This window comes from Xenophilus sp., from assembly GCF_044462705.1.
GTDB classification, from domain to species: domain Bacteria; phylum Pseudomonadota; class Gammaproteobacteria; order Burkholderiales; family Burkholderiaceae_C; genus Xenophilus; species Xenophilus azovorans.
Genome location: NZ_JBIQNC010000122.1, coordinates 1 through 15,837, shown reverse-complemented (window position 1 = coordinate 15,837; position 15,837 = coordinate 1). Strand labels below are relative to the sequence as shown.

Annotated in this window: 10 protein-coding genes; 9 read left to right on the top strand and 1 reads right to left on the bottom strand. The window is 66.3% G+C overall.

Annotated elements, in window-relative coordinates; translation table 11 throughout:
• The 9 genes from ACIY1X_RS17320 to ACIY1X_RS17280 all read left to right on the top strand — a co-directional run.
• Window positions 1-1,040, top strand: a 1,040-nt coding sequence (locus ACIY1X_RS17320) for a cellulose biosynthesis cyclic di-GMP-binding regulatory protein BcsB (RefSeq protein WP_399682790.1), incomplete at its 5' end; no start/stop codon positions are given.
• 18 nt (window positions 1,041-1,058) lie between these two features.
• A complete protein-coding gene (gene bcsB, locus ACIY1X_RS17315; RefSeq protein WP_397474273.1) occupies window positions 1,059-3,392 on the top strand; it encodes a cellulose biosynthesis cyclic di-GMP-binding regulatory protein BcsB in 2,334 nt (777 codons plus the stop codon).
• Between the two features lies 1 nt (window position 3,393).
• On the top strand, window positions 3,394-4,608 hold the full coding sequence (gene bcsZ, locus ACIY1X_RS17310; protein ID WP_399682787.1) for a cellulose synthase complex periplasmic endoglucanase BcsZ: 1,215 nt from the start codon (window positions 3,394-3,396) through the stop codon (window positions 4,606-4,608).
• Window positions 4,587-8,573 carry a cellulose synthase subunit BcsC-related outer membrane protein gene (locus ACIY1X_RS17305; RefSeq protein ID WP_397474275.1) on the top strand — a complete coding sequence of 1,329 codons (3,987 nt, stop codon included), beginning with the start codon at window positions 4,587-4,589 and terminating at the stop codon, window positions 8,571-8,573. Before bcsZ ends, ACIY1X_RS17305 begins: the two co-directional genes overlap by 22 nt.
• Window positions 8,574-8,618: 45 nt before the next feature.
• Complete coding sequence (locus ACIY1X_RS17300; RefSeq protein ID WP_399682785.1) at window positions 8,619-10,853, top strand: tetratricopeptide repeat protein; 2,235 nt, start codon at window positions 8,619-8,621, stop codon at window positions 10,851-10,853.
• Window positions 10,850-11,521, top strand: a complete 672-nt coding sequence (locus ACIY1X_RS17295; protein ID WP_397474277.1) for a cell division protein FtsQ — start codon at window positions 10,850-10,852, stop codon at window positions 11,519-11,521. The genes ACIY1X_RS17300 and ACIY1X_RS17295 overlap by 4 nt, the downstream gene beginning before the upstream one ends.
• A 7-nt stretch (window positions 11,522-11,528) precedes the next feature.
• A complete protein-coding gene (locus ACIY1X_RS17290; protein ID WP_397474278.1) occupies window positions 11,529-12,935 on the top strand; it encodes an MBOAT family O-acyltransferase in 1,407 nt (468 codons plus the stop codon).
• A gap of 10 nt (window positions 12,936-12,945) precedes the next feature.
• A complete protein-coding gene (locus ACIY1X_RS17285) occupies window positions 12,946-14,178 on the top strand; it encodes a cell division protein FtsQ (protein WP_397474279.1) in 1,233 nt (410 codons plus the stop codon).
• 54 nt (window positions 14,179-14,232) lie between these two features.
• Window positions 14,233-14,904 carry an SGNH/GDSL hydrolase family protein gene (locus ACIY1X_RS17280; RefSeq protein WP_397474280.1) on the top strand — a complete coding sequence of 224 codons (672 nt, stop codon included), beginning with the start codon at window positions 14,233-14,235 and terminating at the stop codon, window positions 14,902-14,904.
• A 36-nt stretch (window positions 14,905-14,940) separates the two neighbouring features.
• Here ACIY1X_RS17280 and ACIY1X_RS17275 read toward each other — a convergent pair whose 3' ends face one another.
• Window positions 14,941-15,804 (bottom strand): polysaccharide deacetylase family protein, encoded by an 864-nt coding sequence (locus tag ACIY1X_RS17275; protein ID WP_397474281.1) that lies wholly within the window; start codon window positions 15,802-15,804, stop codon window positions 14,941-14,943.
• Between the last annotated feature and the right edge of the window lie 33 nt (window positions 15,805-15,837).

Sequence of the window (15,837 nt, the reverse complement as noted above, 5' to 3'; positions counted from 1 at the left end):
TCAACCAGCAACGCGTCCGGCGCATCGACCTGGCGTCCAACGACGAAGACGTGCGCCGGGCGTTCGAGACCGACGACTCGGCCGTGAACAGGACCATACCGCTGCCCTTGTCGATGCTCGAATCGCAGGCCGGCTTGCAGTTCCAGTTCCTGTATCCCCCTCCCGTGCAGGCCGAATGCCGGGGCGCCTACATCGATGTCCGGCGCAGCGCCATCGATCCGCGCTCCACCATCGACCTGTCGGGCCTGCCCCATCACAAGGCCATGCCCGACCTGGCGGCCTTCGGCACCTCGGGCTTCCCGTTCACGCGCATGGCCGATTTGTCGGATACCGTGGTGGTCCTGCCGGCTTCGCCGGGCGAGCACGAACTCTCGGCCTTCTTGTCGCTGCTGGGCAAGATGGGGCAGGTTACCGGCTATCCGGCCACAGACCTCAGCGTCGTCCGGGATGCGGAAGAGCTCCACGACAAGGACGTGCTCTTGCTTGAGGCGGGCGGACGCTCCGACCTGCTGTCCCAATGGGCCGGACGCCTGCCTGTGGCGCAGCGGGCGCGTTCTTTCTCGGCCGACAGCGACAGCTTTGCGGCATGGGTGTCCACGTTCGCCGACTGGGTCGGCCGAATGACGCATCGGGGCGCGTCCGCCGGCTCTGTGGCGGCGCCCGCCGGCGGGGCCTATCTGGCGGGTTTCGAGTCGCCCGTCAGCCGGGGCCGCAGCGTCGTGGTGTTTGCCGGGGCCGACGGCCGCAGCCTGCTCAGCGCGGTCGATCTGCTGATCTTCGATGAAGAACAGAAAAGCCGGCTGCAAGGCGGCCTGGCCGTGGTGCGCGACGGCCGCATCGAATCGCTGTCGGATGCCAAGAGCTATCACGTGGGCAATATGGGGCCTTATCAGACCGTTTCCTGGTTCTTGTCCTCGCATCCCTTGATATTGTTTGTGCTTTACCTGTTGGCTGCGGTCTTGATCGCAATCGTTCTGTATCTGTCACTGCGTGCGCGAGCCCAGAGGCGTCTGCGGGTCGGACGTCCCGATTCGCGGTAAACGAAAAGAGCTTAGCTGATGAAATATCCCTTCCTGTGTTTTCGCTCGGTACTGCCGTTGTTGGGAACCCTGTTCATGTCATGGGCCGTACTGGGCACCGCGTTGGCGCAGAGTCCGGGCGCCGAGGCGCCGCCGGCCCTGGTGTCTGAAATCGGCGCGCTTGCCCAGGCAACGGGCTTTACGCAGCGCGGAGACGCCGCCGCCGAGTCGACCAGCGCTGTTTTCAGGCCCCGGCACCGCTACACGCTCGAAGAGCTGGGCGCGCGCTATCCGTTCAACCTGCGCGGCATAGACGGCAGCGACAGCGTGCCGTTCAACGTGCGCGCCGACGAAGTGGTGGTCGGCGCGAAGCTCGATCTGACATACAGCTATTCGCCCGCTTTGCTCAGCGACCTGTCGCACATCAACGTGATGGTCAACGACGTCGTTGCCGCCAGCTTGCCCGTGCCCCGCGAAGAAGCGGGCAAGAGCCTGCAGCGCTCGCTCGACCTGCCCGTGCACCTGGTCACCGAATTCAATCGCCTGCGGCTGCAGCTGATCGGCCATTACACGCTCGAGTGCGAGGACCCGCTGCACACCAGCCTGTGGGCCAACGTCAGCAACCAAAGCGAACTGACGCTCGATGTCCGGCACCTGCCGCTGGCCGACGACCTGTCCGTTCTGCCCCTGCCGTTTTTCGATCGTCGCGATGCGCGGCGCCTGACCCTGCCCATGGTGTTCGCCAATGACCGCGGCGCGGCAAGCCTCGAGTCGGCGGGAATGGTCGCCTCGTGGTTTGGCGCCATGGCGGGATACCGCGGCGCCGAGTTTCCGGTTCATTGGGACGGCGATTATCCGCTGGAAGGCAATGCCGTGGTGCTGTCCCAGGGCGCCGGCGCCGGCCAGACGGGGCTGTCGGGCCCCACGCTTTCCATCACCGCCAACCCCAACGATCCGAAGGGCAAGCTCTTGTGGATCATGGGCCGCGATGCTGAAGAGCTCAAGCGCGCCGCGCAGGCGCTGGTTACCAGCGGCGTCGCCCTGATGGGCCAGTCGGCGGTGGTCGACCGCCTGGAACAGCTCAAGCCGCGCCGGCCCTATGATGCGCCCCGGTGGCTGCGCACCGACCGTCCCGTCAAGTTCGGCGAAATCGCGCCGCAAGAGGCACTGGACTCCATTGGCTACAACGGCGCCCCGGTTCGCCTCGACCTGCGCCTGCCGCCCGACCTGTTTGGCTGGCGCGAAAAGCCCGTGCCGGTCGACCTGCGCTACCGCTACACGCCCCAGCCCGGCCAGGCGAATTCTTCGCTGCTGATCAGCGCCAACCGGCAGTTCCTCAAGTCCTTCCCCTTGCTGTCTATCGACCAGATCAAGGATGAGTCCTGGCTGAAGGCATTGCGCGACAACGAATTGCTGCCGGTCCGGGCCCGCATGAACATCCCGCTGAACCGCCTGCTGGAGCGCTCCGAGCTGGAGTTCCGCTTCATGTACGACTACATCAAAGAGGGGCAGTGCCGGGACACCATCGTCGACAACGTGCGCGGGCGCATCGATCCCGACTCGACCATAGACCTCAGCCGCTATCCGCACTTCATGCCGCTGCCCAATCTGGCCGCCTTCGGCGACAGCGGGTTTCCCTTCACGCGCCTGGCCGATCTCTCGGAAACCGCGGTGGTGCTGTCCCGTACCCCGGCAGCCCAGGACATCTCGACCTATCTGGCCTTGATGGGCCGCTTCGGCGAGTCGACGGGCTACCCGGCGACGCAGGTGTCGGTGGTCTTCGGCGAGGCGGGCCTTGAGGCGGCCGACAAGGACCTTGTCGTCATCGCATCGGGCGAGCAATCGTGGCTTGCGGAGTGGGCTCGCTACATGCCGGCCGCGCTGGCGGGGCAGAGCAAGCGCTTCGGCACCTCCGACCTCGTGTTCAAGACGGACCGCTGGGTCACTCCCGATCCGCGCGAGTCGCAGCAGCCTGTGCGGGCCGACCTGGCCTATTCCAGCGACGGAGAGACAGCCATGTTCGTGGGCTTCGAGTCGCCGGTGTCGGCCGGGCGCAGCGTGGTGCTTATTTCCAGCAGCCAGCCGCAAGGCCAGGTCCTCGCCGTGGATGCGCTTCTCAATGCAGACAGCTTCGGCGAAGATACGCTGCAAGGCAGCCTGGCCGTGGTGCGCGAAGGCCAGATACGGCCCCTGGCGGCCACGTATACGTATTCGATCGGCCAGTTGGGATTCTGGCGCGGCATCGAATGGAAACTCGCGCAGCACTGGCCCGGCGCAACGCCATGGTGGCTGCGCTGGCTGTTGCCGGTGCTGGCGGTGATCCTGATCTGGGCGCTGCTCCGGCGCATCAGGCGCAAACCGCGCAAGGCTTGACATGACATTGCACCGCCGCACGAAAAGATTCCTGTGTCTCTGCGCCATGGCCTTGTCCCTGTCGTATTCGACCGGCGCGGCATCCGCCCCCGCGTGCGAGGCGGCGCAATGGCCCTTGTGGGACGACTTCCAGACATACTTCGTTCAGGACAGCGGGCGCGTCCTGGATGCCAGCACCGAAATGAACCACAGCTCTTCCGAAGGGCAGTCCTACGGCATGTTCTTTGCGCTGGCGGCCGGAGACCGCGCGACCTTCGACAAGCTGTGGTTCTGGACGAAAGACAATCTGGGCGGCGGTTCGGTCGAGTCGGGCCTGCCGGCATGGATATGGGGCAAGGCCGAAGACGGCGCCTGGCGCATCATCGATGCCAATTCCGCCTCGGATGCCGACCTCTGGTTCGTCTATGCCTTGCTGGAAGCCGGCCGCTTGTGGAACGAGCCCGAGTACACGCGCCAGGCGCACAGCCTGCTGGCTCTGGTCGAAAGCCACGAACTCGCCGAGCTGCCGGGGCTGGGCCTGATGCTACTGCCGGGCAAAGAGGGCTTCGTCGATGAAGAGGCCCGCACGTGGCGGTTCAATCCCAGCTACCTGCCTATCCCCATGCTGCGGCGCTTGGCGCAGGAATCGCCCGAAGGTCCGTGGCAGGCCGTCGCGGATAATACGGTAGCCATGGTCAGGGCCGTGGCGCCGCGAGGCTTTGCGCCCGACTGGACGGCCTACCAGGCCAAGGAAGGCCAGACTGCGTCCTTCATCGTCGATCCCGACAAGGGGCCGGTGGGCAGCTACGATGCCATACGCAATTATCTCTGGGCGGGCATGACTTCCGTCGAAGACCCGGCGTTCGGACCAATGCTCGAGGCGCTGGACGGCATGGTCGAGGCCACGCGCGACGCCGGGAAGGGTACGCCGCCCGAGAAGGTCGACACCCAAAGCGGCGAAGTTTCCGGCCAGGGGCCGTTCGGATTTTCCGCCGCCCTGATTCCCTATTTCAAGGCCAAAGGCCAAGCCTTGCTGCTCGAGCGGCAAACTCTCAAAGTCCGGGCCATGCTGCGCCATTCGACCCAGCCCGAAACCCTGGCCCAGGGGCAGCCTTCTTATTACGACTACGTGCTCAGCCTGTTCGGACTTGGCTGGCTGGACGGCTTGTACCGCTTCCGGGCGGACGGTACCTTATCTTTATCGTGGGAGACCCAATGCGGCGCTACAACAGGTTAATGTGTGGCTTGCTGGTGGCTTTGCTGCACCATGCAGGATGGGCGAATCAGGACGATGCCAGCAAGGTGCTGATCGACCAGGGCAACTTCTGGCTTGAACGCAATGATGCCAAGCGCGCGACCGAGGCCTGGAACAAGCTGCTACTGACCAGCCCCAATAGTCCCGATGCCTTGTACGGCCTTGCGAAAGTGGAATTGAACGCCCAGCGCATCCCGCAGGCCCGGGTGTACCTCGAGCGCCTGAAACAGGTCCGGCCCGACAGCCCCCTGATCGCCAAGCTCGAGCAGGAAATCTCCCTGGGCTCCAGCAGCGGCGCGGCTTCGATTGCCGAGGCGCGCCGGCTGGCCAGAGCGGGCGAGCTGGACGAGGCCGTCGCCAAGTACCGGCAGGTTCTCGGCAACCAGCAGCCGGTCGGCGATCTCGGGCGCGAATACTACACCAATCTAGGCTATACGCAGGGTGGCCTTGGCGAAGCCATTGCGGGCCTACGGCGCCTGGCTGAACAGTCGCCCAACGACGCGCAGGTGAAACTGGCGCTGGCGCGCCACCTTGCCCGCAACGAACAGACGCGCATCGAAGGCGTGGGCGGCCTCGAGGCGCTCTCCGTCCATCCCGACGTGGGGGCTGAGGCGACGCATAGCTGGCGCGAGGCCCTGACCTGGCTGAGCGCGTCCAGCTCGGCCGAACAGGCTCTGCTCACCAGTTATTTGAAGAAGCATCCCGACGATGCGGGAATCAACGAGCAATTGCAGCAAGGCGTGAAACAGGTTCGCCAGCAGGCGGCGCGGATCAGCCAAGCCAGCGCGCCGCGCAGCGATCCCTTGCGCGAGCGTACCGATGCGGCCATGAAATGGCTCAATGCGGGCGACACGGTGCGCGCGCAGGCAGAGTTCGAGGCGGTGCTGAAGCAGCGTGCCAACGATTCCGAAGCCTTGGGCGGGCTGGGCATCGTGGCCATGCGGACCGGCAACTGGCAGCAGGCCAAAGACTACCTGACGCGAGCCCGCAAGGGCAATTCGGCGTGGCAGGCCACGCTCGACAGCGTGCAGTACTGGGTTGAGGTCGACCAGGCGCGCGCGCTGCTGCGTTCGGGCAAGCTGGCCGAAGCGCGCAAGGTCGCCGATCGCGCGGCCAAGCGGGCTCCTAAAGAGGTGGCGGCCGAGGTGCTGCTGGCCGACATTCTGCTCGAAGAGGGCAAGACCGCCCAGGCGACCAAGGCGTATCGCGACGTGCTGGAGCGCAGGCCGGGCGATCCGCAGGCGCTGCAGGGCCTGGGGCAGGTTGCCCGCATGTCGGGCGATTACGCCGCGTCGCGCCGCATGCTCGAAGACGCATTGGCGCAAGATCCCGACAATCCCTGGCTGCGGTACCAACTGGCCCTGCTGTACCAGGACGCGGGCTACAAGACCGAGGCCCGCGGCCTGGTCGATGGCCTGCTGATGACCCACCCTAACGACCCCGACGCCTTGTACGTCAGCGCCTTGCTGGCTTCCGACAGCCAGCAGTGGCAGGCGACGCGCGACACGCTCGAGCGCATCCCGACCTCGCAGCGCACGGCGGCCATGAACGAGCTGTACGCCAGGGCCAACCTGCAGGCGCAGATCGCCGAGGCCGGGCGCCTGGCCAAGGCCGGACGCAAGACAGAGGCGCTGAACTGGCTCGCGCAGGTGCAATCCGCCGCGGGCAACGATTTCGACGTCATCAACGCGGTGGCGCAGGCCTACGTACAAATGGGCGAAACCGCTCGCGGCGCCGCCCTGCTGCAGCCCTTGCGAGCGCAAGGGCAGGCGCGCAGCGCCGATGCATCGATCGCCTATGTCGGCCTGCTGCTGGCTTCGAATCAGGACGTCGAAGCGTCCGTCGTCCTGCGCCATCTGCACACGCAGAACCTGACGGGCGCGCAGCGCGCGTCTCTCGAGGACCTGACGGATTCCTATCGAGTCCGCCAGGCCGACGTGCTGGTCGAGCGGGGCGACCTGGTCGCCGCCTACGACATGGTGGCGCCGGTGCTCGCCCGCCAGCCCAACCAGCCGGACGCCATGGCGTCGCTCGCGCGCATGTATGCCGCCGCCGGCCAGGGCCAGCAGGCGCTGCAGTTGTACGAAACAGTCTTGCGCAACGATCCCAACAATCCTCATCTGCACCTCGGTCTCGCCCAGGTGTCCCAGCAACTGAAGAACCATCGCCAAGCGCGCAATGAAGCCGACATCGCGGTGTCGCTCGCGCCCGAAGACATCGACGTGCTGACTGGCGCTGCGCAGGTGTACCGCCTGTCCGGCGACACGAGCGAGGCGGCCAAGCTCATCCAAAGGGCCATGGCCCTGGAGTCGCGCGGGTCTCCCCTGGCCTATGGACAGTATGCGGCCGGCCCCGCGGCCTCGTCGTCGGCCAATCCTTTCGTGGGGCTTCCCGGCCAGCGCAGCAATTCATCGCTCGATGGAGGGCAAGGCCGCCCGCCGGCGCCGATGCCGGCGGCCGCGCAGCCATATGCCGGCGCGGTTCCGATCCCCGTCAATGGCCAGTCTTACGGTGCGGCGGCCCAACCGCCCGCCGCGCAGCAGGCCTATTCGGCCGCTGTGCCGCCTCCGGTGCAGCAGGCGGCGCCGATACCGTATCAGCCAACGATTCCCGCCGGCGCCATGCCGTTCGTGCCGGCGCAGGCCGCCGCCCCGGGCGCTTACGGGGCCGTGCCCATGCCGGCCGGCCAGGCCGGCAACCCGTTTGCCTCGGCCGGCCAGGTGGCCTATGCACCGCAGTCGGCGCTGGGCAGTGAGCTCGACGCCATCATGCAGGAGCGCAGCGGGCATTTTTCGGGCGGCGCCGAGTTCCGCAGTCGCAGTGGCGAAGCGGGCACCGGCAAGCTCGATGAACTGCAATTGCCGCTGGAAGTCAGCTTTCCGGCCGGCAACGGACGCGTGAACCTGCGCGCCACCCCCGTCTCGATCAGTTCGGGCTCGCAGGGCGCCCATGCGGCCTTGACGCCGCCTCCGGCGGGCATGGAGATCGCCAACCTGAATCCCTATGCGATCGACAACGATACGCAGAATGGCGTGGGCTTTTCGGTCGGCTATGAGGGCCGGGGATTCGAGCTGGACGCGGGGGTCACGCCCCTGGGCTTCCAGCACACCGATTTTACGGGCGGCGCCTTGGTGCAGGGCACGCTTGACGACGCCGGCACGGTCGGCTACCGCGTCGACGTGTCGCGCCGTCCGGTTACGGACAGCGTGCTGTCCTTCGCCGGACGCCGCCATCGCAGTGAAGACCTGGAGTGGGGCGGGGTATCGGCCACCGGCGCGCGGGCGACGCTGTCCAAGGACTTCGGCGACGCCGGCATCTATGGCGCCGTCGCCTGGCACACCCTGCGCGGCAACAACGTGGCGTCCAATAACCGCAAGGAGTTCAACGCCGGCGCGTACTTCCATGTGATTGACGAGCTGGACAGCAAGCTGACTACCGGCGTCAACGTGAACGCGGCTTTCTACGACAAGAACCTCAGCTACTACACCTACGGCCACGGCGGGTACTTCAGCCCGAAGCATTACTATGCGCTTAGCGTCCCTGTTACCTGGGCGCAGCGTTCGGGCAAGTTCAGTTACCGCGTGGATGGCTCGATAGGCCTGCAGACCTTCAAGCAGGACGATGCGGCGGTATTCCCGACGCGCTCCGATCTCCAGGCCCAGGTGCAGGCCGTCGGCGCGGATCTGCCGGGAATCTACGGCATGCAAGAGGGCGTTTACCGCGGTCAGAGCAAGACCGGCGTCAGCTACAACGTCAAGGCCACGGCCGAGTACCGGGTGGACCCCAAGCTTGCGCTGGGCGCGACAATCGGGGCCGATAACGCCAGCGACTACAAGCAATGGATGGGCGGCGTCTACTTACGCTATTACTTCCATCCCCAGAGCGGTTTGCTGGACCTGCCCATCAAGCCCCATCGTACAACCAATGGCGACACCTTCGGTCGGTGAGGGATGCGTGAATATCACTGGCTAGTATGTGGACTGCTTGCGTCGATGTTGCTTCATGCGACGGAGGCGCAAGCAGATGATTCGCACGAGATACTGGTCAAGCAGGGCCATTTCTGGTTGGAGCGCGACGACGGCAAGCGCGCCGCCGAGGTCTGGAACAAGCTGTTTCTGATCAGCCCAGACCACCCCGAGGCCCTGTACGGCCTGGCGACCATCGAGCTGAAGGCCGGGCGCATCGAGCCCGCAAGGGATTATCTACGGCGCTTGGAACAGGCGCACTCCGGTCATCCACTGGTCGCCCAGCTCGAGCAGGACCTCCTGCTCAGTTCCGAGCGGAACAAAGCCCTGCTGGCGCAGGCGCGCCAGGCGGTGGCGGAGTCGGACGTCGACGAAGCGGCCAAAAAATACCGGGATGCGCTCGGAGACCGCCTGCCGGTCGGCGAGGTGGGGCGCGATTACTACCATCGCCTGGGCTATACCGAGGGCGGCCTGCTCGAGGCGATCGACGGCTTGCGGCGCCTCGAGGCCCAAACCCCGCGCGATCCCTTGTTGCAGTTGGCCCTGGCCCGCCACCTGGCACGTAACGAGCCGACCCGTCTCGAAGCGATAGGCCGCCTTGCCCGCCTGTCGACGAACTATGACGTGGGCAGCGAAGCCACCGAGAGCTGGCGCGACGCGCTGCTGTGGCTGGGCAAGCCCACGGCCGAACACAGGCCTCTATACGCTACCTACGTCGAACTGTATCCCCATGACGAGGAAATACGCGCGTTGCTCCAGCGGGCGTCCCAGGCGGGAACGCAGGCGGCCGGTGCTCCGCCCAAGCCCGATCCGCTGCGCCTGCGCACCGACGCGGCCATGAAGCTGATCGAGTCCGGAAATCCCGCCCGCGCCCGGGTCGAATTCCAGGCGGTATTGGCGCAACGGCCTAACGATTCGGAAGCCCTGGGAGGCATGGGCGTGCTGTCGATGCGCGAAGGCAACTGGGGGCAGGCCCACGATTATCTCGTTCGGGCGCGGCGGGGCAATGCCGCATGGCAGTCCTCGCTTTCCATCGCGCAGTACTGGGTGGACGTCGAGCGGGCGCGAGGCCTGGTGCAACAGGGCAAGATCGCCGAGGCCCGCACGTTGGCCGATAGCCTGGTCAAGCGCAATTCGAACGAGGCCGCCGCCAAGGATCTGCTGGCGGAGATCCTGGTAGCTCAAGGTGAGGCGAAGGGAGCGATAGCGATCTACCGCGAAGCCCTGGGACGCCGCCCCGACGATGCCGAACTGCGCTTCCGGCTGGCGCGGCTTTACCAGCAGGAAGGCAGGGACGCCGAGGCGCGGGCCATGCTCGACGAGCTGCTAAGACAGCATCCCTACGATCCGGAAGTGCTCTACGCCAACGCTGCGCTGGCCGCGGACGCCGGAAACTGGGAGGCCGTGCGCGACGGGCTTGCGCAGATCCCCCTTGACCAGCGCACGCCACCCATGCGCCATCTGCGTGCAACGGCCGACCTCAGGCTTCGGCTTGCCGAGGCGCAAACCCTTGCAAGGGCCGGCAAGAAGGCCGAGGCGCTTCAGTTGCTGGGCGACGTCAGGGCCGAAGCGGGCAGCAATTTCGACGTGCTCAATGCCGTGGCCGAAGCCTACGTCGATATGGGCGCGGCGGCGCGGGGGCTTGCCTTGCTGGGGCCGCTGCGAACCCAGGGCCACGAGCGCGGCACCGGTGCGTCGATCGCATACGTGGGCTTGCTGCTGGAGTCGGGCCAGGACGTCGAGGCAGCCGTCATATTGCGCCATCTCGAGCAGCAAAACCTGACGGACGCCCAGCGCGCCCGGGTGGATGCGCTGTCCGACGTGCACATTGTTCGCCGGGCCAATTCACTGATGGAACGGGGCGAGGCCGCGGCGGCGCAGGATGCATTGGCGCGGGTGCTTGCCAAACGGCCGGATGATCCCGAGGCCTTGAACTCGCTGGCGCGCTCGTACACCTTGGCGGGTCAGGCCAGCCGGGCGCTGGAGATCTACGAGTCGCTGCGGCAGTCTCATCCGGACAATGCGCGTATACGCATGGGCCTAGCCGAGGCCGCGCTGCAGATGGGCGACCAGCGCCGCGCCCGGCGCGAGGCGGACACCGCGGCGGACCTGGCACCCGCCAATGTCGATGTATTGACCCGGGCGGCGCAAGTGCACCAGCAACTGGGCAGGACCGCCGATGCGGCCAAGCTGCTTGAAAGAGCGGCCAGGCTCGATCTGCGCGGTGCGGCGCCCGATACAAGGAACCCTGGACAGAAATGAAATCCCTTCTTCTCGCAATATGCTCCCTGGCGGTCGCCTTGGCCGGCAACCTGGCCCACGGCATCGAAATCAAGCTCTACCCCACCGGGCCGGCCGAAGATTCCGCCTTCGTGCGCTTCGTGGACGGCGGCGGGTCCGGGTTGCGCGTGACGGCCCCCGGCTCGCAGCTGGCTCTTGAACTGGGCGCCTCCTTCCGGTCCAGCCCCTACATGCCTGTGGCCGGGAAAACTACCATCCAGGGCGAACTGGCCCAGGGCCAGGACAAGCGGGCGGTGTCGGTCGACGTCATGCCGGGTGAGTTCGTCACGGTGCTGGGAATCAAGACGGACGAGGGTTTGCAGGTGCACACCCTGCATGAGGAAGCGGACGATTTCACTGCGGTCCGGGCTTCCATCGCCTTTTACGACTTGAACGACTCATGCCGCGATGCCGGCGTGCAGGTCGTCGGGCGATCCGTGTCGCTGTTCGAGAATGTCGAGACCGGCAAGTGGGTGCGCCGCCAGGTCAACCCGGTTCCATTGAGCGTTCAACTGCTCTGCGACGGCCGGCCGGTGGGCGGGCCGCTGGACCTCGGCACCTTGGGAGCGGGCGAGCGCCACAGCCTGTTCCTGGCGCCTGGCGACCCGGCGCAGCAATTCTTCCATGTAAAGGACGAGCTCGCTTTCTGAGCCTTGCATGATCTTCACTTCGATTGAGTTCCTGACGCTGTTTCTGCCGGCGTTCCTGCTGGTGTATGCGCTGGCGCCCGAAGCGCGGCGCAATGCGGTCCTGCTGGCGGGAAGCTGGGTGTTCTACGGCTGGTGGAGCCCGGCCTTCCTGTTGTTGTTCGTGGGCCTGACGGTGCTGGCCTGGGTCGGAGGGCTGGCGCTGGGCGCCTTGCCCGCGGGGCGCCGGCGCAAGAGCCTGCTGGCCGTCCTGCTGGTCGCCAACGCGGGCACGCTGTTCTGGTTCAAGTATGTCAACATTCTCGTCGAAACCCTGGCCGGGCTGCCGTTCGTCGGGGGCGCCATGCCGGCCGATTGGCAACGCGTGGTCCTGCCCATAGGCTTGTCCTTCATCATCTTGCAGGCCATCTCGTACCTGGTGGACGTGTATCGCGGCGACGTGCGCCCACAGCGCCGCTTCGTCTGGTTCGCGGCCTACCTCGCCATGTTCGGCCAATTGATCGCCGGGCCCATCCTGCGCTACGAATGGGTCGAGCGCGAGCTGGCCAGGCGGCGCTTTACCTGGATGGATTTTTCGGCCGGCGGGCGGCGTTTCATGGTGGGCATGTGCATGAAGGTGCTGGTGGCCGACACCTTGTCGCCGCTGGTCGAAACCGCGTTCGCCGTGCCCGGGCCGAGCTTTCTCGATGCCTGGCTGGCCTGCCTGGCGTATTCTTTGCAGTTGTTCTTCGATTTTGCGGGCTACAGCGCCATGGCCATCGGTCTGGGGCAGATGCTGGGCTTTCATTTTCCCGAGAACTTCAATCACCCGTATCTGGCGCGCAGTATTCAGGATTTCTGGCGGCGCTGGCATATTTCGCTGTCCACCTGGATACGCGATTACCTTTACATCCCGTTCGGTGGCAACCGCAGGGGCGCCGTTCGTACCTACGTCAACCTTGTCCTTGCCATGGCCATCGCCGGCATGTGGCATGGTAGCGACAACTGGAATTTCCTGTTGTGGGGCCTGATGCATGGCGCGGCACTGGCAGTGGCGCGGGCCTGGAGCCGGTCGGAGCTGCCGCCTGTTCCCACCCTGCCGTCCAGGGCGGCCACCCTGGTCTTCGTATGCATGGCGTGGGTGGTTTTCCGCGCGGCGGATTTCGACACGGCATGGTCGTTGTACCTGGGGCAGTTGGGGCTGCGCGGCTGGGCGCTCGGAGACGCGCTGCGGGTGGCGCTGCAGCCTTCTCACCTGGCGGCGATAGGACTGGGGCTTGCCTGCATCGTGGCGCCCTTGTTGCGTGAGCCCGTGCGGCGGCGCATGCCGGTGTGCGTGCTGGCCGCCGCCGACCTGTGGCCCGTGTTCGGCTTCGTGTTCGCGATGGCCTTGGTGGCGAGCCGCAAGGCGGTGCCGTTCCTGTACTTCCAATTCTAAGGAGAACGATGTGGCGTTGGCTGATCCCGTGCAATCGTTCAACCAGCCTTCGCGGGTGGCCAGGGCCGTGGCGGGCTGCGCCTTCATCGCCGCCATGCTTGCCGGCGCGGCGTCGATCGTATGGAGCATGGCGGCCGGCCGGATAAGCCTGGCTTCCGACGCATGGACGCGCAGTTCGATCATGAGCGGCGAAACGGCCCGGGGCCTGGCGGCCGAACTGGCGCGGACGCCGCTGCCCGTTGCGCTTGCGGATGCCGAAAGAGCGGCTTCATGGCTGGTGGCGGGTTCGCTCGGGCCGCGCGTGCGGCGCGGCTGCGACCCGTGGCTATTCCTGAATGACGAGCTGGCGGTCCACCTTGATGCCGGGCGCAACGCCCAGGAGCGCCTGGCGGCCGTCGCGCTGGTGCGCGAGCTGCTGCGCCGCCGGGGCGCCGAACTGGTGGTGGCCACCGTGCCGGATAAAAGCCGTGTGCAGCACGAGCAGCTTTGCGGGCTGTACCGGCCGGTTTCCTCGGCCGATCGCCTCAGCCAATGGGAGGCGGGACTGGCGCGGCACGGCATCCCGCAGGCCGCCTTGCTGCCCGCGCTCGATGAGGTCAAGCGCGGCGGCGAAGCCCAGCCTTTTCTCACGATCGATACGCATTGGACCGAAGCCGGCGCGCGCGCCGCGGCGGACGCCCTGGCTCGGGTGGTCCGCCAAGCCGGCCTGGCCCTGACTCCTCATCAGCAATACCGGCTCGAGCCGGGCGAGCCGCGCGACCGGCAAGGCGACCTGCTGCGGCTGGCTGGCGTCGATTGGCTGCCTGCGTCGCTGTTGCCGCCTCCCGACAGGGTGGCGACCGTGCGACTCAGCCCGCTGGCGCCGGATCAGCAGGGCGCGTCGCCCCATTCCGATGATGCTTCGGCGTCCGCCGCCGCGGGCGATGCCGCCGATGATTTGTTCGGCGATGCCAGCCTGCCCACGGTGGCGTTGATCGGCACCTCGTATTCGCGCACGTCTTCCTTTGTGCCGTTTCTGGAGGCGGCTTTGAGCACGCCGGTGCCCAGCTTCGCCCAGGACGGCGGCGACTTCTGGGGCGCGGCGAAAACCTACCTGGCGTCTGCCGAGTTTCGCGAGACGCCGCCGCGGCTGGTGATCTGGGAGATGCCCGAGCGCGTCCTGCAGATGCCCCTCGCGCCGGAAGAGAAGGCATGGATGCAGGGGCTGAAGGCCCCTGCCCGTAACGACCGAACGATCGATTAATATAGTTCAACGATTCCGTATGGAACCATACGTCAACGACAAGGAGCACCGGATATGGCATCGGCGGCAGCGGCATTGGCAGGCCTTAGTTTTCTCGTTATCGGCGAAAGCCACATGTTGTACGAACTGCCTGAATCCCTTCATGCGGACCTGAGCGCCCAGGGGGCGGCCTACGTGCATTCAGTGGGCGCCTGCGGGGCGAGCGCCATCGACTGGGTCAAGCCCAGGCAGGTGGATTGCGGCCAGGAGAAAAAGGGCAAGGAGCCGGCCAGCATCAACAAGTCGGGCATGCAGACGCAGGCCATCAAGCAATTGATCGCCGCGGACAAGCCCGATGTGGTGGTCCTGATCATCGGCGACACGATGGGCTCTTACGACAACGAGACCTTTCCCAAGGCCTGGGCTTGGCAGGGGGTGTCCAGCCTGACCAAGGAAATCGCCGGCGCCGGCGCCGCCTGCGTCTGGGTGGGGCCGGCCTATGGCCGCGCGGGCGGCAAATACAACAAGCGCGATGATCGGGTCGAGCGGATCAGCCGCTTCCTGTCCACCAACGTCAATCCCTGCGTGTATATCGACTCGCTCAAGTTCGCCAATCCAGGTCAATGGCGAACGTTCGACGGGCAGCACTTTGCGGCCGACGGCTATGCGGCGTGGAGCAAGGCCATCGTGAGCGAGGTCTCGCAGTTGCCCATGATCGAGGAACTCAAGAAAAAGAAGGCCCCATGACAAGCCGGAACGGCCTGGGCGGTGGAAACACCGGGTTCAACGACAGGTTGGGACGGGCAGCGTAAGGGTGGTTCCGCCGGGACCGGAATGGCTGCGCTGATAGATCGGATCCGCCAGCGCCTGCGATGGGTCAATGAAGGTCCAGCCGGCGGCTTTCAGTTCTTGCAGCAGTTCGGGCAGCGCGGCCGCGTTCAACTGGGTGGTATGCAGCAGAAGCACGTGGGCCGGGCTGCGCTTGAGCCGCTGCGTCCAGCGGCTGTCTTGCGCCCGCGCCTGCGCCAATAGCTGCCTGACGTAATCCTGCCGCAACGCATCCGCCTGGGCGGGCGTGCCTGTTTGCAGCAGATTCAGGTATTGCTTTTCCCATTGCCAGTCAGGCATGGAGACAGTCGTCGCTGCCACGCCATAGCCGTGTCCGGCAAGCCATGCCATGACCTGGTCGTGCTGGGCGGGGGTGCCGCCTTCGTCCAGGTAGGGGAAGCGCAGTCTTGGGCACCAGCCGGGCAGGACCCGCAGCAGATCGTGGGCGCGCTGCACGTCGGCCAGGTATTGCGTCGTGTCCGAATGGCTCAAGGCTTCGTGGCTGTAGGTGTGATTGCCGATGGCATGGCCGTTCTCGCCCCAGGCGCGCACCAGGGCGAGATTGGCGGGATCGCCCAGGGCCACCCCCGACGGAAAGAGTATGGCGCGCACCGCGTGCCGCTTCAGTGTGTCGAGCATCGCCGCGTTGTCCGACACGGCCCTCGGCCCGCTGCTTGCGACGTCGAATCCGTCGTCGAAGGTGAAGGCGATGCTTTGCGCCCAACACGCGCCGGCCTGTGCGGCAAGCAGCAAGGCGCCGGCAAGCCAAAGGGAGCCTACGCGGTGCAGCGAGCGGCGGGGTGTAGGGGCGAAGGTCATGGTCTAGGAATTATACGTTCCGGCTTCGAACCG